Source organism: Alcaligenes faecalis (assembly GCF_009497775.1).
GTDB classification, from domain to species: Bacteria; Pseudomonadota; Gammaproteobacteria; order Burkholderiales; family Burkholderiaceae_B; genus Alcaligenes; species Alcaligenes faecalis_D.
Map to the genome: position 1 here is coordinate 1,104,511 of NZ_CP031012.1, position 16,947 is coordinate 1,121,457.

13 protein-coding genes are annotated in these 16,947 nt (G+C 55.4%); 8 read left to right on the plus strand and 5 right to left on the minus strand.

The genetic code is table 11. The features are described from left to right. The first annotated feature begins 19 nt into the window (after nt 1-19). Nucleotides 20-496, plus strand: coding sequence for a DUF1178 family protein (locus DUD43_RS05055; RefSeq protein WP_153229400.1), 477 nt, complete (start codon nt 20-22; stop codon nt 494-496). Here the strand turns inward: DUD43_RS05055 and DUD43_RS05060 are convergent. Further along, on the minus strand, nt 447-2,336 hold the full coding sequence (locus tag DUD43_RS05060; RefSeq protein ID WP_228125897.1) for a sigma-54-dependent Fis family transcriptional regulator: 1,890 nt from the start codon (nt 2,334-2,336) through the stop codon (nt 447-449). The two genes, DUD43_RS05055 and DUD43_RS05060, sit on opposite strands and share 50 nt — an antisense overlap. A 242-nt stretch (nt 2,337-2,578) precedes the next feature. On the opposite strand from DUD43_RS05060, the gene DUD43_RS05065 reads away from it, so the two are divergent. Both DUD43_RS05065 and DUD43_RS05070 read left to right on the plus strand, forming a co-directional pair. Beyond that, nucleotides 2,579-4,105 carry an aldehyde dehydrogenase family protein gene (locus tag DUD43_RS05065; RefSeq protein WP_026484276.1) on the plus strand — a complete coding sequence of 509 codons (1,527 nt, stop codon included), beginning with the start codon at nt 2,579-2,581 and terminating at the stop codon, nt 4,103-4,105. A 135-nt stretch (nt 4,106-4,240) separates the two neighbouring features. Continuing rightward, a complete protein-coding gene (locus tag DUD43_RS05070; protein ID WP_153229401.1) occupies nt 4,241-5,389 on the plus strand; it encodes an iron-containing alcohol dehydrogenase in 1,149 nt (382 codons plus the stop codon). Between the two features lie 274 nt (nt 5,390-5,663). Here the strand turns inward: DUD43_RS05070 and DUD43_RS05075 are convergent, their stop codons facing one another. From DUD43_RS05075 to DUD43_RS05090, 4 genes are all read right to left on the minus strand, one after another. After that, nucleotides 5,664-7,367: an ATP-dependent nuclease gene (locus DUD43_RS05075; protein WP_153229402.1), complete on the minus strand. Its 1,704-nt coding sequence runs from the start codon at nt 7,365-7,367 to the stop codon at nt 5,664-5,666. A 265-nt stretch (nt 7,368-7,632) separates the two neighbouring features. After that, nucleotides 7,633-8,463: an SDR family NAD(P)-dependent oxidoreductase gene (locus DUD43_RS05080; RefSeq protein WP_153229403.1), complete on the minus strand. Its 831-nt coding sequence runs from the start codon at nt 8,461-8,463 to the stop codon at nt 7,633-7,635. Between the two features lie 11 nt (nt 8,464-8,474). After that, the gene (locus tag DUD43_RS05085) at nt 8,475-10,337 is read right to left on the minus strand and encodes a TRAP transporter large permease subunit (protein WP_153229404.1); all 1,863 of its coding nucleotides are present in this window, start codon (nt 10,335-10,337) and stop codon (nt 8,475-8,477) included. A 17-nt stretch (nt 10,338-10,354) separates the two neighbouring features. Further along, on the minus strand, nt 10,355-11,365 hold the full coding sequence (locus DUD43_RS05090; protein WP_153229405.1) for a TRAP transporter substrate-binding protein: 1,011 nt from the start codon (nt 11,363-11,365) through the stop codon (nt 10,355-10,357). 229 nt (nt 11,366-11,594) lie between these two features. Between DUD43_RS05090 and DUD43_RS05095 the strand changes: the two genes are divergently transcribed. The 5 genes from DUD43_RS05095 to DUD43_RS05115 all read left to right on the plus strand — a co-directional run bounded on the left by DUD43_RS05095 (nt 11,595) and on the right by DUD43_RS05115 (nt 16,864). Further along, on the plus strand, nt 11,595-12,395 hold the full coding sequence (locus DUD43_RS05095; protein ID WP_153229406.1) for an IclR family transcriptional regulator: 801 nt from the start codon (nt 11,595-11,597) through the stop codon (nt 12,393-12,395). Between the two features lie 65 nt (nt 12,396-12,460). After that, nucleotides 12,461-13,630: an acetyl-CoA acetyltransferase gene (locus tag DUD43_RS05100; RefSeq protein ID WP_153229407.1), complete on the plus strand. Its 1,170-nt coding sequence runs from the start codon at nt 12,461-12,463 to the stop codon at nt 13,628-13,630. Next, nucleotides 13,627-15,249, plus strand: coding sequence for an acyl-CoA synthetase (locus tag DUD43_RS05105; protein ID WP_322742797.1), 1,623 nt, complete (start codon nt 13,627-13,629; stop codon nt 15,247-15,249). Before DUD43_RS05100 ends, DUD43_RS05105 begins: the two co-directional genes overlap by 4 nt. Then, nucleotides 15,243-16,112, plus strand: a complete 870-nt coding sequence (locus DUD43_RS05110) for a hypothetical protein (protein WP_153229408.1) — start codon at nt 15,243-15,245, stop codon at nt 16,110-16,112. The genes DUD43_RS05105 and DUD43_RS05110 overlap by 7 nt, the downstream gene beginning before the upstream one ends. Continuing rightward, the gene (locus DUD43_RS05115) at nt 16,112-16,864 is read left to right on the plus strand and encodes an SDR family NAD(P)-dependent oxidoreductase (protein WP_153229409.1); all 753 of its coding nucleotides are present in this window, start codon (nt 16,112-16,114) and stop codon (nt 16,862-16,864) included. Before DUD43_RS05110 ends, DUD43_RS05115 begins: the two co-directional genes overlap by 1 nt. The last annotated feature ends 83 nt before the right edge of the window (nt 16,865-16,947 follow it).

Consider the following 16,947-nt stretch of genomic DNA (forward strand, 5'->3'; position numbering starts at 1 on the left):
GCCCATTGATACACACATTATGAGTCTGAAGGTTTTTGATCTTGAATGCGAACACGGTCATGTGTTCGAGGGTTGGTTTAGCTCACGCGAAAGTTACGATGAGCAGATCAGTCGTGGGCTCTTGTGTTGCCCCGTCTGCGACAGCCACGAGGTCATACGCAAGCTTTCGGCTCCCCGTATCAATGTAGGAGCACAGGAAAGCATCAGCGCTCCAGTTAGTGCTCCGGTTCCGCCGCCTTTGCCTTCAACCATGCCGACCGAAGAGCAAATGCGGGCGATTCAAGGCCAGCTCTTGCAGGAGCTGCGTTCGGTAATACGCAAGTCGGACAATGTGGGCACCCAGTTTGCCCAGGAAGCGCGCCGTATGCACGAAGGCGACATTGAACCGCGCGCAATCCGTGGTCAGGCCACCGCGCAGGAATATCAGGAACTGGCCGACGACGGCATTATTGCCATGCCGATTCCGGACTTTCTGGATGATGACCGCCTGCAGTAATTAACGGCGCCATTTCTTTTAGTCTGCGATGCAAGGTGCTGCGATGCAGTCCCAAGGCGCGCGCTGCCTGTGAAATATTTCCCTGATGTTGCTCCAAAGCCTGCTGCACGGCGGCGTATTCCTGTTCCTTCAGGGTTTGTGGCTTAGGCGCGGTAGGGGTACTTGTTTCCGTGATATTCCGGGCTGCTGAGGCGGCAGGCTCTTGAGCCAGCACCGGGTGTTCGACATTCAAACACGGCAAGGCAGGCAGATCCTGTGCCAGCCACAGACGCCCCGGCGAATCTTGCACAATGATTTGCAGCAACACTGATCGCAACTGGCGGTAATTGCCTGGCCAATCGTAGTCCTGTAGTGTTTGCAGGGCTTCAGGATGTAGCTGGGGGACTGCCTGGCCTTGCGCCAGAATGGCCAGTTCCCTGGAAATATAGTCGCCCAGATCGTTGCGTTCTCTAAGGCTGGGGACGGTGCAGATATAGTCTTGCAGCCGGAAGTACAGGTCGGCACGGAAGCGGCCATCACGTACCAGTTTTTCCAGCGGCTGATGGCTGGCGCTGATCAGCTGGAAGTCCAGCCTGTGTGTGCGTTCTGAACCCAGTGCCTGAACTTCACGCTCTTGCAGAACCCGCAGTAGGCGGCTTTGCAAACCCACCGGCATATCGCCAATCTCATCCAGAAACAGCACACCGCCATGGGCCTGACGCAATTTGCCAGCATAGCCTTGGCGACGCGCCCCGGTAAACGCACCGGCTTCATAACCAAACAGCTCGGCTTCAATCAGGGTTTCGGGCAGGGCGGCGCAGTTAATCGCCACAAAAGGACCGGACTGCGACTTGTGACGGCGATGCAGCTCACGCGCCATACGTTCCTTGCCCGAGCCGCTGGGGCCGCTGAGCAAGATGGACAGGCCCATTTGCATGGCTCGCAAGGCGGGTTCCAGCGCATTTTCCTGTTGAGGCGAGAGTTGCGGGTTCTCCGCAGTTTCGGTTTGAGTTCGCGTTTGAGTCTGAACGCTGCGGGCAGGCCCCTGAGATTTGGTCGCCGTACTCAGGTGCAGTGTTGTTGGTCTATTCGTATTCTTGGCCTGCTCCAATACGGCATTCAGATCCTGGCCTGGTAGTTCCTGCCAATCGTGTCGCAATAAATGGGCTGCCAGCTCGTCGGCAGCCACAATCGTGTCGTCTTCCAGAACCAGACGACCGCTAAAAGCGCTATTGAGCAGGCCGGGGTCGGTATGAAGATGCAGCAGACGACGCGTAGGTGTGCATAGCGATTCCAGCATCTGACGACTGATCTGGCGGGCGTACAACTGCGCCAAATCCAGCGCGTAGTGATGTTCCAGCTCTGAAGGCCCGGAAATATCCAGCACCCCAATAATCTGACCATAAGGGTCAAAAATGGGGGCGGCATGGCAGCTCAGAATCCGGTTGTCAGGCAGATAGTGCTGGCTGCCGTGAATCTTGATGGGCTGCGCGCAGAACAGTGCGGTGCCAATTGCATTCGTGCCGCGATGGTTCTCGGCCCAGCTGACGCCTGCACGCAAGGCAACCTGCTCGGCCCGTTGCAGAAAATGTGGGTCCCCCGCCTGTTGCAAGACCGTGCCTTGTGCGTCGCACAATAAAACCAGACTGCGATGCGGGTGCACCAGCGCCGCCAGATCCTGTACCGCTGCCGAGGAGTGATGCAACAAGTGATGCTGTTGTTCCAGCAACTGTCGCAGCGCACCTTGGCTCATGTCCCTGGGTTCCGCGCTTAACTCCGACTCCATCGTCTGACAGCGCTCCCAGGACTGACGCCACATGGTTTCGTTGGTCTGCGGGCAAAACGAGTGTAGAGAAGTCATGAGTGTGCTCCGGGAGGGGTGTCGCATCCTGCGACAGTGCTCGCATTTTGCGACAGTAGCTGTCGCAGCCTGCGACTGGAGGTCGTTCCATTATGGAGGCGGGCAAGCCCAGGAGCGAGTCGGGACAATCGCTACTTAGTTTGGCACGTTATTTGCTTTAGTTAAATCAGGATAAAGGCACCCCTAACCTTTCCCTGCGGTGCACGTCTGGTGACACCGAACTAAATCAATAAGGAGACATCATGAATCTGTCCGATCTCAAATCCATGGGCCTGGATCTGGAATTCCCCTTCAAGTCCCGTTACGACAACTACATTGGTGGACGTTGGGTGCCGCCGGTCGAAGGCGAGTATTTTGATAATGTCTCGCCTGTAACTGGGCAGGTGTTTTGCCAGGTAGCCCGCTCGGGTGCAGCGGATATCGACCTGGCGCTGGATGCCGCGCACAAGGTGCGCCACCAGTGGGCCAATACTCCGCCTGCCGAGCGATCTGCTGTTTTGTTGCGCATTGCTGACCGTATTGAACAAAATCTGGAACGTTTGGCGGTGGCGGAGACCATCGACAACGGTAAACCTATCCGTGAAACCCGCGCGGCTGACTTGCCCCTGGCGGTCGACCATTTCCGCTACTTTGCCGGTTGCCTGCGCGCACAAGAAGGCAGCATTTCGGATGTGGACAGCACCACGGTCGCTTACCACTTCCACGAGCCTATCGGTGTCGTCGGCCAGATCATCCCCTGGAACTTCCCGCTGTTGATGGCCGCCTGGAAACTGGCTCCCGCCTTGGCTGCCGGTTGCCCCATCGTCCTGAAACCGGCTGAGCAAACCCCCGCTTCCATCCTGCTGCTGATGGAAATCATCGGTGATCTTCTGCCTGCAGGCGTACTGAACGTCGTCACTGGCTACGGTAAAGAAGCTGGTCATGCCTTGGCCAACTCCAAGCGCATCGCCAAAATCGCCTTCACCGGCTCCACACCTGTCGGCCGAGAAATCCTGCACGCAGCGGCTGACCGCCTGATCCCAGCAACGGTAGAGCTGGGCGGCAAGAGCCCCAACATCTTCTTTGAAGACGTGATGCAGGCTGATGATGCTTTCCTGGACAAAGCCCTGGAAGGCTTGAGCATGTTTGCCCTGAACCAAGGTGAGGTTTGCACATGCCCATCGCGCATCCTGATTCAGGAGTCGATCTACGAACGCTTTATCGAGCGCGCCGTAGAGCGAGTCAAACGTATCCAGACCGGCAATCCGCTCAATGCCGGGACAATGGTGGGCGCGCAGGTGTCCGAGAAACAGATGGAGCGCATCCTGGGCTACATCAATATCGGTCGGGAAGAGGGCGCACAAGCCCTGACCGGTGGCGAACGCAATCGTCTGGGCCAGGGTTTGGATAATGGCTACTACATCAGCCCCACCATGCTGCTCGGTAAAAACAGCATGCGTACCTTCCAGGAAGAAATCTTCGGACCGGTGGCCGCAGTGACCACCTTCAAGGACGAAGAAGAAGCCATCGCTATCGCCAACGATACCGAGTTTGGCCTGGGTGCTGGTGTCTGGAGCCGCGACGGCTCGCGTGCCTACCGCGTAGGCCGTGGTGTTGAAGCAGGTCGAGTCTGGACCAACTGCTATCACCTGTATCCTGCTCATGCTGCCTTCGGTGGCTACAAGCAGTCCGGCATTGGCCGCGAAACCCACAAGATGGCTCTCAATAACTACCAGCAAACCAAGTGCCTGCTGGTCAGCTACAGCCCGAACGCCCTGGGCTTCTTCTGATCTCTTGATCTATTCGTAGTGTTGTCAGACCTCCCCCCATGCAATATGGGGGGATGCCCTTCTTGCGCGCTTGCTATGTGTTTATCCCAGAGGGCCGCAAGGAATCTCTTCGATCATCAATAAGGAATACGCACAATGACAGTCTCGGAATTCTTTATCCCCTCGCACAATATCCTGGGCCCCGGCGCGCTGGATCAAGCCATGCCTATTGTCGGGAAAATGGGCTTCAAAAAAGCCTTGATCATCACCGATGCCGATCTGGCCAAGCTGGGCATGGCCCAATTGGTAGCCGACAAGCTGACCGCACAAGGTATTAACACCGCGATTTTTGACAAGGTGCAGCCCAACCCCACTGTAGGTAACGTCAATGCAGGCCTGGACGCCTTGAAAGCACACGGCGCAGACCTGATCGTGTCACTGGGCGGCGGCTCCTCCCACGACTGTGCCAAAGGTGTCGCCCTGGTCGCCAGTAACGGCGGCAAGATTGCCGACTACGAAGGCGTAGATAAATCCGCCAAGCCGCAACTGCCACTGCTGGCTATCAATACCACTGCTGGTACAGCGTCGGAAATGACACGCTTCACCATCATCACCGATGAAACCCGCCACGTAAAAATGGCGATCATCGACCGCCACATCACACCTTTCCTGTCAGTGAACGATTCGGACCTGATGGAAGGTATGCCTGCATCCTTAACCGCTGCCACAGGCATGGATGCACTGACCCACGCAGTCGAAGCTTACGTATCTACAATCGCCACCCCCATCACCGACGCCTGTGCGGTGAAAGTGGTAGAGCTGATCGCGAAATATCTGCCAACTGCCGTGCGTGAACCGCACAATAAAAAAGCCCGTGAACAAATGGCCTATGCACAGTTCCTGGCAGGCATGGCATTCAATAACGCGTCTCTGGGCTATGTCCACGCCATGGCGCACCAGTTAGGTGGCTTCTACGACCTGCCGCATGGCGTCTGTAATGCCCTGCTGCTGCCGCATGTGCAGGCTTTCAATATGCAGGTGGCAGGGGAGCGTTTGAATGAAATCGGCAAACTGCTATCGGATAACAATGCAGATCTGAAAGGCCTGGATGTCATCGCGGCGATTAAAAAGCTGGCGGACATTGTGGGGATTCCGAAGTCGCTGGAAGAGTTGGGCGTGAAGCGGGAAGATTTCCCGGTTCTGGCAGATAACGCACTCAAGGATGTCTGTGGTGCGACTAATCCGATTCAGACGGATAAGAAGACGATTATGGGGATTTTTGAGGAGGCGTTTGGGGTGAGGTAAGGTAAGTAGGTGTTGAGGGGAAGAGCTGAAAACTCTTCCCATTCTATTTGTTGGATGACATCGAGTTGAGAGGGGCGGTACGACTGCTTTCGACCCATTAGAGCCGGTCAGCCGGATTTCTTGGAAGCTTGCAGTGCAGCGGTAAGCTGCCATTCAAAATTCACCGACGACCGATTGAGTCCGTACTCGCAGGCAATATTTAAACTCGAGCCATATCAGCGGAGGGGCGTTCGTTTTTTCGGAACTACCTGCTAAACAAGACGGAAATTGACTCCTACTTTGATGCGACACCGCTCATGGCTAGTTTTGCCTCTATAGCGCTGACTAATGCGTCAATTGAAGCACGTTTGTGAATATTTAGCGCTGTAGCAGGCGACTTGGCAACGGCACGAGCGACGGTATCTTTTAACTGCGCCTTAATACGTTCACCCCAAGGCTTCGCTGCGTTCTCGAAGGATTTTTTTGCCCGGTCAGACCATTTTTCATTCCCCCGGAAAGTTGTTGATCTAAAATCAACACCAAATTTCGCCATAACATCATCGGCATACACATCCACATCAAAACAGTCTTCAAGTTCTGAATTTCGCATGCCTTTACACACAACTAGAGTAAGGTCGGCAATCCTCAAAAGACCGTCGCTTTCTGCCTTTTCATAGCCAAGTCGTCCAGCAGCATCATGATCCAACAATACATGCGCGGAACATAAAGCATTGTTTAACATATTAAGTTTGTACGAGAGGTTTCCTGCCCCAGCCAAACCTTCAATCACTAGAAAGTTTTGCTTTAATGCGGTTCCAATAACGTCGCTCAGTGTCGGCAAGAGCGTCTTTAATGCTATTACATCTTCATTTCCTTCCACCACCAATACCAGGCCCGCATTCACGAGATTGTCAGATGCTCGGATACCGAGCATCTCTCGGATACTTGCTATCGTTCTAGCTGGCTTCGCACTATTGGTATCGACTAGGATGTTGCGCGCGATTTGATCGCGATCTGCGAATAGCGGGCAATGACTGGTCAACACGACTTGGTTTTCCGGCACCAGATTCAGGATCGCTTCACGAAGGCTATGAATCGCGCCCGGATGCAAATGCGATTCTGGCTCTTCAATTGCGATAATAGAGGCGGCGCCAAGCGACCTGCGTTTCGCCCTTAGGAGACCAAGTACAGCAAGGCTCTTGACACCGTCGCCCTTAAATTCAAGCAAAGTTCGCGTGCCGTCGTCAATCTCCACGCGGCACTGACTTCGCAATGCACTACGTCGCGCCGCGGGTGGGACTTGGACATACACCCTACTAATGCTTGGCAAAAATTCGCTCAACGATTCCTTGATAGAGTTACCGATTCTTTCCAGAATTGGTTCTTGAAGGTCTGCAATAGCCTGCAACGCCGCAATGTAGCTTGGCTCAGTTTCAAGCTTTGCTAGCTCATCAGCAAGCATCTCTTGCACCACCTCTTCCGCATGCTCCTCCGTTCGTACGGCCGGAATGTAATTGAATTCAATTTTCGTAGCAATATATTGCGCGATTTTTGCAGATTTCGAGGACAGTGTGTTTCCGCCAGGACCTTTTTTAGGGACATGAATAGCATGCTCGTTGGTTTTTCCGATCTTTATTTCAATCGGGAGAGTTCCGTTGAGATTGCTTTTAATAGCATTCCGAAATTCGTTGACTTCATCATCGTCGAGAGCAAATTCAAGTCTAAATTTCGATTCCAAACCGCTTTTTCGGCCTTGCAACGAAATAGGAAAATCGCGACGCCATAAGAACCTGTCGCGTTCGGGTGGTCGTGCAATGCGATTTGGGTTATGCCTTGTTCCATGGTCGGTTAACATCTTCATTGAAACGGCAAGAGCTCTTAATATGTTCGATTTTCCTTCATTGTTTTTTCCTAGAAGCACCGCAATGTCACCGATAGGGATCCTATGTGTGCCAATGATGCTTCGATAGTTGGTAACGGAAAAAAAAGCGAGGCGCATATATTCCTGATTCGGTTGAAATTTAGAAAGCTTGCTTTAAATATAAAGCCGTATTCGGCGACGGATGGGAAATGTGAATGGCCGATTTTCGACGATTATACGCGGTGGCCGACCCTCCGCAGTCTGTATCGAAATGCCAGTAAAAATTCCCATCCAACCGTCAGTAATGCGTTGGAAAGGATATGTTCATTTCGTTCGCGTGATTGACTGGAAATGGCCGATTGTAGACTTTCGGGAGGTGCACATACCGATCGGAACTAACCGCTCACCTCATCCCCGGCATGGCACAAGAATGCCCCCCATCCACTGGCAGACAAACCCCCGTAATAAACCTTGCTGCATCTGAAGCCAAAAACACCGCTGCATTCGCAATATCCCACGGTGTCCCTGTCCTCTTCATTGGCACCGCATTGGCCCGCTGCTCCTTGATGTGTTCAATCGAATCATACTGAGCCGCAATCTGCTGATAAACTAGCGGTGTATCAATCACCCCCGGCAAAATGGCATTCGCCCTTATTCCTTTATCAGCAAACTCCAATGCCGTAGCAACAGTAGCCTGATTCAGTGCCGCCTTAGACGCGTAATAAGCGAAGTAAGAGTAGCCACTCCAACGGATTGAAGCCAGGGAAGATATATTAGTAATCACTCCCGAGCCTTGTTTCAGAAAATGCGGTAATACAGCGCGGGTGGTTCGCAGAATAGAGCCGACGTTAATATCCATGGTTTTTTGGAATAGGGCATCGTCTATATCTAATGGTCCACCAGCAGGTGCAATTCCCACGTTGTTATGCAGGACGTCGATTTGTCCGAAATGCTCTAGTGCTAACGCTATCGTTCGTTCTACTGTTTCGGTATTACAAACATCCGCCTCCAAAGCCAGCGCTTCTCCACCTTCCCCACTAATATGATCCGCGCTGCGTTTCGCCGCCGCCCAATCCTTATCCACACAAACCACCTGCGCCCCAGCCCTGGCATAAGCGACCGCCGCCGCTTTCCCGTTATTCCAGTCCTCTAAAGGCGCGCCCGCCCCAAAAATCAAGACTGTTCTGCCTTGCAAGCTTTGCGTGAAAACGGCGGAGTCGTGTTGCTGTGTCATAGCCATATCTCTTACAGAAAACCAATCGAAATCCAAGGAAAGGCGACCACAAAGACCAGGCCAATCAACAGGGCCAGCATGTACCCCCAGATCGGTCGTATGCCTTCATCCGGGTTGACGCGGGCGATGGCGCAGGCGGTGTAGTAACCGACACCGAAAGGTGGTGCGAACAGGCCCAGGCCCATGGAAAGGATCACGATCATGGCGTAGTGCACGTCATGCACTTCCATGACTCGGGCTATGGGAAAGAGCAGGGGGCCAAAGAGCACGATGGCGGGGATACCTTCGAGCAGGCTGCCCAGGATGATGAAAGCGATCACCGACACCACCAGGAAGCCAGTTCGGCCGCCGGGCAGGGTTTGCATGAACTGGGCCAATTCGCGCGAGAAGCCCGATTGCGTTAGTGCCCAGGCCATACCGGAAGCTGCACCGATAATGATCAGGATGGCACCGGATAGAACGGCGGTATCCACCAGCATGGGGTAGAGCTTGCGCCAGTCGAATTGGCGGTAGATCACCAGGCCCGCGATCATGGCGTAGACGATGCCGATGGTGGAAACCTCGGTGGCTGTGGCTACGCCTTTGACCACGGCGGCGCGGATAACGAAAGGCAAGGCCAGTGCGGGCAGGGCGATCAGGAACAGTTTTAGCGATTCTTTAGCGGGGACGCGCACGACATTGGATAGGTCCTCGTGGCGGTTGCGCCAGCCTACCACTACACACAAGCCGATACCCAGCACCAGTGCGGGAAGCATGCCGCCTGTAAACAGGGCCGCGATGGAGACGCTGGCTACCGAGCCAATCGTGATCAGCACAATGGACGGTGGGATAGTTTCTGTTTGCGCGCCGGTCGCTGAAAGCAGGGCGACTAGTTCACCTTCTTTTGCGCCGCGCTTGGTCATTTCCGGGAACAGGGCCGGGGCGATGGCGGCCATATCTGCTGCTTTGGAACCGGAGATGCCGGACACCAGATACATGGCGCCAATCAGCACATAGGACAGGCCACCTTTTACATGACCCAGCAGACTGGCCAGAAACTGCACCATGGCGCGTGCCATGCCGGTCATCTCCAGCAGCAGGCCCAGGAAAATAAAGGTGGGGATGGCCAGCAGCATCAGGTGCGACATGCCTTCGTCCATGCGACCGACCAGGGTCATGACGGGAACGCGGGTGGTCAGGGCCAGATAGCCCAAGGTAGCCAGTGCAAAGGTGAAGGCGATAGGCACGCTGCTCAGCACGCTAACGCCCACAATCAGCACAAAGAAAATCAGCAGGTTGATATAGCCCAGCCCTTGCAGATAGGGCTTGATCAGCCACACCAGAAGGGTCAAGGCCAGCACGCTCAGCACGGCCAGCATGGCTTTAGGCTGGCGTATGACTTCAGCCATCTTGCCCAGGCCAAAGATCAGCGCCAGGCCAAAGCCCACCGGTAAGGCCGAGGCACGCCAGGCGTTGGAGATTTCCAGGGCAGAGGTGGTGATGAAGGCCTCTTCCATCGCAAAATCAATCGCCGGATACAGGATCAGGGCGAAGAACAGCGTGGTGGCCGTGATGGCAAAGGCGGTAAAGAAGGGCTCCCATTCGCTACCCAGGCGCGAGACCACGGCGGTCATGCGCATATGGGAAAAGCGATACGTAGCCAGGGCGGCGCCAAAGGTGGTCAGCCACAGGAAAAGAATGCCGCCCAGCTCGTCGGACCAGGTCAGTGGTGCGTGCAATACATAGCGCGACACCACGCCCGAGAGCAAGAGAACAATGACTAAGGCCAGCAGAATCGCACTGATAAAGGCCGTCGCTTTAAACAAGCAAGTTTCAAATTTCTGCCACAGTGGTGGCCGTTCCTGTATCTGCAGGTTCTGACTGTCATTTGTCATTGTGCTGTGCCCCTAGCTTATAAACTTCCGACCACCGATTCCAATTGCTCCCAGCCTGCTGCCGGGAATTTCTTTTTCCATTCGGCATAGAAACCGGCATCAATCAGACGCTGCTTGAAGGCGGCGGTATCGGCCTGAACAAACTGCATGCCTTTGCCTTCCAGATCGCTTTGCAATTGCTCGGACAGGCTGAACAGGTCGGCACGTTCCTGGACGGCGCTCTGGTTCAGGTTCTTGCGCACGATCTCCTGAATGTCCTCGGGCAGACCGTCGAAGTTGCGGCGGTTGGCCAGCAGCCAGAAACCGTCCCACATATGGTTGGTCATGGCGCAGTACTGCTGCACTTCGTACAGCTTCAGGGTGGAAATCACGGCCAGTGGGTTCTCTTGGGCATCGACAATCTTGGTCTGCAAGGAGGAGTACAGCTCGTTGGCGTTGATCGTGGCCGGTGCAGCACCCAGAGAGCTGAACAACGAGGTCCACATGGAGGAGGGCGGAACACGAATCTTCATGCCGCTGATGTCAGCGGGTGTGGCAGCGGCGCGGCCCGAACTGGTGATCTGGCGGTAGCCGTTGTCCCAGATTTGTTCAAAGGCAAACAGCGAGCGGGTTTTGGCGATCTCTGCGCGAATGAACTCGCCCAGGCCGCCGTCCATGGCTTTCCAGACCTGGTCGTAGTCTTTGAACGCAAAGCCCAGACCGCTGATGGCGCTGGAGGGAACCAGGGTAGAGAGCACCACACCGGACAGGCAAAGGAAATCAATCGCACCCGAACGGATCTGGCTCATCACATCGGTCTGCGAACCCAATTGGTCCGAGGGGAAAATGCGCAGGTCAAAACGCCCATTCGTTTGCTCCCGAATACGGTCTGCGGCTTCAACCATACGGACATGCAAGGGGTGATGGGTGGGCACGCTGTGCGCAATGCGATACTCGAATTCGGCAGCCTGAGCGGATTTGGAAAAGCTCAATGCCCAAGGCAGGGTGCTGCTGGCAGCAACCGTTTTCAGAAATGTGCGACGCTTCATTTTTTAATCTCCTGTGGGGTCCATTTGATGGACCTATAGATTTATGCAAGCTGACCTGCTGCATTACAAGGCAGGCCTGAAATTAGGACAACCTAGTATTTTTACCTACAGGATTTACGTAAATATTTAATATACTGCCCAAAATACTTCGCTAAAGGGCGGTTCACGTATTCCAATCTGAATCACTAAATGGTCCAATATACGGACCTATATTATAAAGAGTGTGAAAATGGATTCCAAAGAGAGCCCAGAGTCGATTTCTTCCAGCCAAACCCTGGATAGGGCCGTGCAAGTCATGCAGGTGGTCGTAGGCCTGCGTAACCAGGGCATAGGCTTGAGTGATGTCGTGAAAAAGGTCGAGCTGACCAAGCCCACCACCCGTCGCCTGTTATTGGCTTTGATGGGCAATGGCTTGATCGAGCAGGACCCGGTATCGCGCAAATATTTTCCGGGCCCCGAGCTGTATTCCTTGGGGCTGATGGCAGCGCATCGCTTCGGCATCCAGCGTATTGCCGAGCGCAGCTTGACGCGTATTGCCAAGGTGTCGGGCGACAGCGCCCTGCTAAGTGTGCGGCGCGCTTATGAAACCGTGTGTCTGGCTCGCGAGGAAGGGCATCACCCCTTGCGCTCGCATGTGCTGCAACCGGGGGATCGTCACCCCCTGGGTTGCGGTGCCAGCGGGATTGCATTTCTGGCGGCCATGACGGATGAGCAGATTGGCGAAGCCCTGGAGGCGAATGAGGAGCGGTTGCGCAATTACCCCCAGCTGAGCACCGACATTCTGTGGGATCTGGTGGCCGAGACGCGTGAGCAGGGCTATGCCTTTAACCGCGGTTTTATTTTTGAAGGTTCCTGGGGGGTGGCAGTCTGCGTTTCTCATCCCACCAGTGGCATGCCGGCTTCCCTGGCCATTGCCAGTGTAGAGAGCCGCTTGCGCAACAAGCGACATGAGGAGCTGGTGGCGCTCTTGCTGGAAGAGAAGGCGTACATCGAGTCTCTGAAGATTGGGGAACAAGTTACGGGCCCTTGAGCTGCCGTTCCGGCTTTTCAGGGGTGCGCGATTCATTGATCAAATTTTTACGTTCAAGGAAAACTATGTCTGGACACACATGCATTGTGGGATGGGCACATACCCCGTTTGGAAAGCTGGATAACATCGACATTGAAGAATTGATTCAAGCCGTGGTCAGGGATTCGATTGCGCACGCAGGCATACAGGCCAGCGACATCGATTTTGCGGCCGTGGGTGTCTATAACAATGGTTTGAACCCTCAAGGGTTTGAGGCCGGATTGCTGTCTCTGCATCAGCCTGATCTGCGTTTCACGCCTGCCGTACACGTGGAAAATGCGTGCGCCACGGGTAGTGCCGCCATTCATAGCGTGATGGACGCCATTGAAAGTGGCCGTGCCCGCATCGGGATTGCGGTGGGTGCAGAAAAAATGACGGGTGTGCCACCTACCCGCATTCCTGAAATTCTCAGCTCCGGTTGCTATCGCAAGGAAGAGGACAATCCGCTGGGTTTTGCGGGAATCTTTGGTCAGATCACCCAGGCTTACTTTGATCGTTATGGCGATCACAGTCATTCCCTGGCGCAGATTGCCGCCAAGAACCACGTGAATGCCTTGGCTAACCCTTACGCCCATGTACGCCGTGATCTGGGCCTGGAGTTCTGCGATCAGGTTTCGGAAAAGAATCCTTTGGTTGCTGGCCCGCTGCGTCGTACAGATTGCTCCATGGTGTCCGATGGTGCTGCCGCCCTGATTCTGGCGGATGAAGAAACCGCCCGTGCCTTGCGCCGCGCGATTCGCTTCCGTGCCCGTGTGCAGGTAAACGACTTCATGCCTTTGTCGCGCCGCGACCCGATTGCGTTTGAAGGGGCGCATCGTGCCTGGCAGCAGGCTTTGTCCAAAGCCGGTGTGGGCATTCTGGATCTGGATCTGGTGGAAACTCACGACTGCTTTACCACGGCGGAAATGCTGGAGTATGAAGCCATGGGTCTGGCTCCGCGTGGCGAGGGCTGGAAAGTGATTCTGGAAGGTCGCACCCGTAAAGATGGTCAGTTGCCAGTGAACGTGTCTGGCGGCTTGAAAGCACGCGGTCACCCTCTGGGCGCAACGGGTGTTTCCATGCACGTGATGGCAGCCATGCAGCTGGCTCAGGAAGCGGGTGATATGCAATTGCCGCAAGCAGAACTGGCCGGCATCTTCAATATGGGTGGTGCGGCTGTGGCCAACTATGTCTCGATTCTGGAACGCTTGAAATGATGACAAACGCCGTAGTACAGCCCATGTCGAATCGGGCCATGAACTTGTCGCATCTGCTGACCCAGAATGCCCGCCGTTTGCCGGATCAGCCTGCGCTGATCTGGGGTGAGGAAAGCTGGAGCTGGCAGGAACTGGACGCCCAGGTGTCCGCCCTGGCGGCGGGCCTGAAAGCCCGTGGCGTGCAGGCTGGCAGTGCGATTCTGGTGCACTCCAAAAACAGCAACGAGATGTTCCTCTCCATGTTCGCCGCCTTCCGTTTGGGGGCGATCTGGGTGCCGACCAACTTCCGCGTCAAACCGGAAGAGTTGCTGCATATGGTGGACGTCTCCGGTAGCACCGTGTTTCTGTGTCAGACAGATTTTCCGGAACATGCGGAGGTCGTCAGCAAGCATTTCCCGGATATGGATTTGCTGTGGCTGCGCGGTACGCCAGAGCCTAGGGATGCGCGTCCACTTGTGCGGGATTTGCTGGAGCAGAACCAGGGCGCCATCACGCCCAATGCGGATGTGTTTTCCAATACGCCTTGCTGGCTGTTGTTTACCTCCGGTACGACGGGCAAGCCCAAGGCGGCGGTGCTGACGCATGGGCAAATGGCCTTTGTCCTGACCAATCATCTGGCCGATCTCTTGCCGGGTACGCGCAGTGAAGATGGTGGTTTGGTATTGGCCCCCTTGTCGCATGGTGCAGGTGTGCATCAGTTGAATCTGGTGCTGCGTGGCGCAAAAACCGTGCTCTTGCCGGGTGACAGCTTTAGTACCGAACAAGCCTTTGCCTTGATTGAAAAGTACAAGCTCAGCACCTTGTTCACGGTGCCGACGATTTTGAAGCTGCTGGCCGAATGTCCGCATATTGATCAGTACGATCACTCCAGCCTGCGTCATGTGATTTATGCCGGTGCGCCCATGTACGAGGCAGACTTGCGTCTGGCACTGCAAAAATTTGGCCCGGTGCTGGTGCAGTATTACGGCCTGGGAGAGGTGACGGGCAATATCACCGTGCTGCCATCCTTCGATCATCAAGATGCTGATGGTCGTATCAGCCATCCAGCCAGCTGTGGGTATGAGCGTGCGGGTATGCAAGTGTCCATTCAGGACGAGCAAGGCCAGGAAGTGGCGTATGGCGAAACCGGCGAGGTCTGCGTGATTGGCCCAGCCGTGTTCGCGGGCTACTACAACAATCCCAAGGCCAATGCCGAGTCCTTCCGCAATGGCTGGTTTCGCACGGGCGATATTGGCCATATGGACGAGCGCGGTTATGTGTACCTGACTGGGCGTGCTTCTGATATGTACATCTCGGGCGGCTCCAACATTTACCCGCGCGAGATCGAGGAATACATCCTGCTGCACGGTGCAATTACCGAGGTGGCGGTGGTAGGTGTGCCGGATCGTCAGTGGGGCGAGGTCGGGGTGGCGGTGTGTGTGCTGAAGGAAGGGGCCGCCTTGACGGAGGCCGAACTGCGCACCTGGTTGAGCGAGCGCATCGCCCGCTACAAAATGCCCAAGTACATCCAGTTCTGGGATTCCCTGCCCAAATCCGGTTACGGCAAAGTCCCCAAGCGCATGGTGAAAGATGAGCTGATGAAATGTTTGCCGCAGCTGGCACAGGAGGCGCCATGCTAAGAGAGGTCAAACATCCTGGCGTGCAACGGGCTCAGCCTTATCTGTTGGCCCCTTGTGAGACGGAAAGTCATACCCAGACCTTGCGGGCCGGGCATTCCTTGCTGGATGCCTTGCGCCTGGCGGGGGAGGCGCATGACTTGCACAGCGCGGTCGGGCGTTTCAAGGGCGGGCAGTTTGCAGATTTGCATTATGTGATGCCCGCATTGTCCTCCTCGCCCGATCATTCGGTGTACTACAGCCAGCATTACACCCATCCAGGCCCAGTGCTGATTGAACAGGCTAGTGTGACTTTGGGACGCAATAGAGATGGCGAGCTATGGCTGCATTGCCATGCCGCCTGGCGTGACTCCCAAGGGCAGTTGCAGGCCGGGCATATTCTGCCGGATCAAACCATTTTGGGCGGCTCGCCCGAGCTGGATATAACGTATGTGCGTGGCGCAGCCTTTGAGACTCTGCCTTGCCCGGAAACGAATTTCAGCTTGTTCACGCCTGTGGCTAGACCTGAGCTTTCCCCGGTGCAGGCTGGTAGTCCCAAAAGCTGGATTGTGACCCTGGCTCCGAATCAGAACATCTCGGCTGTCTTGCGAGACATTTGCCAGGAGCTGGGCCTGACGCGTGCCCTCATTCGTGGCGGTGTGGGGAGTCTGGTGGGGGCGATTCTGGAGCCAGAAATCGTTGTTGAGCCCTTCGTAACCGAGGTTTTGATCGAGGAAGGCCGTATTGATCTGAGCCTGCCCGCCGATCAGCAAGTGCAGTTGGATGTGATCATTGTTGATTACCAGCACGGCGTGCACCGTGGTCGTTTGAAGCCGGAGGTGAACTCGGTGCTGGTCACCTTTGAACTGGTTCTGGAGGCGGCCTGATGCAGAACTCCTGGATGGTAGTGACAGGCGCGGCGTCGGGCATTGGACTGGCAACGGTTGAGCTGTTGCTGGAGCAAGGCGCGTATGTTCTGGCTCTGGACAATAACGCCGAAAAACTGGCGGCCTTGACGGAGCAGTTCAAGCACTATGGTGATCACCTGGCCGCCGAGCTGCTGGATATTACCGATGAAGCGCGTATCGCTCCTGTGCTTGAAACGTATCACTTGCAGCGCCCCATAGGCGGCTTGGTGAATTCTGCCGGTTTTGGGCGGGACGTTACTTTTTTGAATACGGATTCGGCCTTGTTACGCGCCACTTTCGAGGTGAACGTGCTGGCGGCTTTCAGTATCAGCCGGGAAGCGGCCTTGTTGATGCGTGAGCACAAGCAGGGTGCGATTGTGCATATTTCCTCGGTATCCGGTCTGGTAGGCAACCGCGGGCGTGCAGCCTATGGCATCACCAAGGCGGGTTTGATCAATCTGACGCAGGTAATGGCCAATGAGCTGGCTCAGGAAGGCATACGGGTGAACTGTGTGTGTCCCGGTCCCATCATGACGCCGTTGGCCATGCAGGTGCATACGGAACAGGTGCAGGAAACCTGGAAGTCTGCCGTGCCCATGCATCGCTATGGCACGCCGCGAGAAGTGGCGCAGGCGATCTGCTTTTTGCTGGATAGCGAAAAAACAGCCTATATGACCGGGCAGATCATCAGCGTGGACGGTGGCTTTGTGAACACCGGCTTGCTGGCCTGAGGATGCTGCGGTGAATCTGGCAGGCAGGAAAAAGGGGCTGTAAAAACAGCCCCTTTTTTTGCGCGTACCGCACTGGGCGGCAC

Bases quoted from the DNA above. Each gene is read 5' to 3' on its own strand.
- DUD43_RS05095 (WP_153229406.1), top strand. From the start codon at position 11,595: ATGGATTCCAAAGAGAGCCCAGAGTCGATTTCTTCCAGCCAAACCCTG.
- DUD43_RS05060 (WP_228125897.1), bottom strand. From the start codon at position 2,336: ATGACTTCTCTACACTCGTTTTGCCCGCAGACCAACGAAACCATGTGG.
- DUD43_RS05055 (WP_153229400.1), top strand. From the start codon at position 20: ATGAGTCTGAAGGTTTTTGATCTTGAATGCGAACACGGTCATGTGTTC.
- DUD43_RS05075 (WP_153229402.1), bottom strand. From the start codon at position 7,367: ATGCGCCTCGCTTTTTTTTCCGTTACCAACTATCGAAGCATCATTGGC.
- DUD43_RS05070 (WP_153229401.1), top strand. From the start codon at position 4,241: ATGACAGTCTCGGAATTCTTTATCCCCTCGCACAATATCCTGGGCCCC.
- DUD43_RS05080 (WP_153229403.1), bottom strand. From the start codon at position 8,463: ATGACACAGCAACACGACTCCGCCGTTTTCACGCAAAGCTTGCAAGGC.
- DUD43_RS05085 (WP_153229404.1), bottom strand. From the start codon at position 10,337: ATGACAAATGACAGTCAGAACCTGCAGATACAGGAACGGCCACCACTG.
- DUD43_RS05110 (WP_153229408.1), top strand. From the start codon at position 15,243: ATGCTAAGAGAGGTCAAACATCCTGGCGTGCAACGGGCTCAGCCTTAT.
- DUD43_RS05100 (WP_153229407.1), top strand. From the start codon at position 12,461: ATGTCTGGACACACATGCATTGTGGGATGGGCACATACCCCGTTTGGA.
- DUD43_RS05090 (WP_153229405.1), bottom strand. From the start codon at position 11,365: ATGAAGCGTCGCACATTTCTGAAAACGGTTGCTGCCAGCAGCACCCTG.
- DUD43_RS05105 (WP_322742797.1), top strand. From the start codon at position 13,627: ATGATGACAAACGCCGTAGTACAGCCCATGTCGAATCGGGCCATGAAC.
- DUD43_RS05065 (WP_026484276.1), top strand. From the start codon at position 2,579: ATGAATCTGTCCGATCTCAAATCCATGGGCCTGGATCTGGAATTCCCC.
- DUD43_RS05115 (WP_153229409.1), top strand. From the start codon at position 16,112: ATGCAGAACTCCTGGATGGTAGTGACAGGCGCGGCGTCGGGCATTGGA.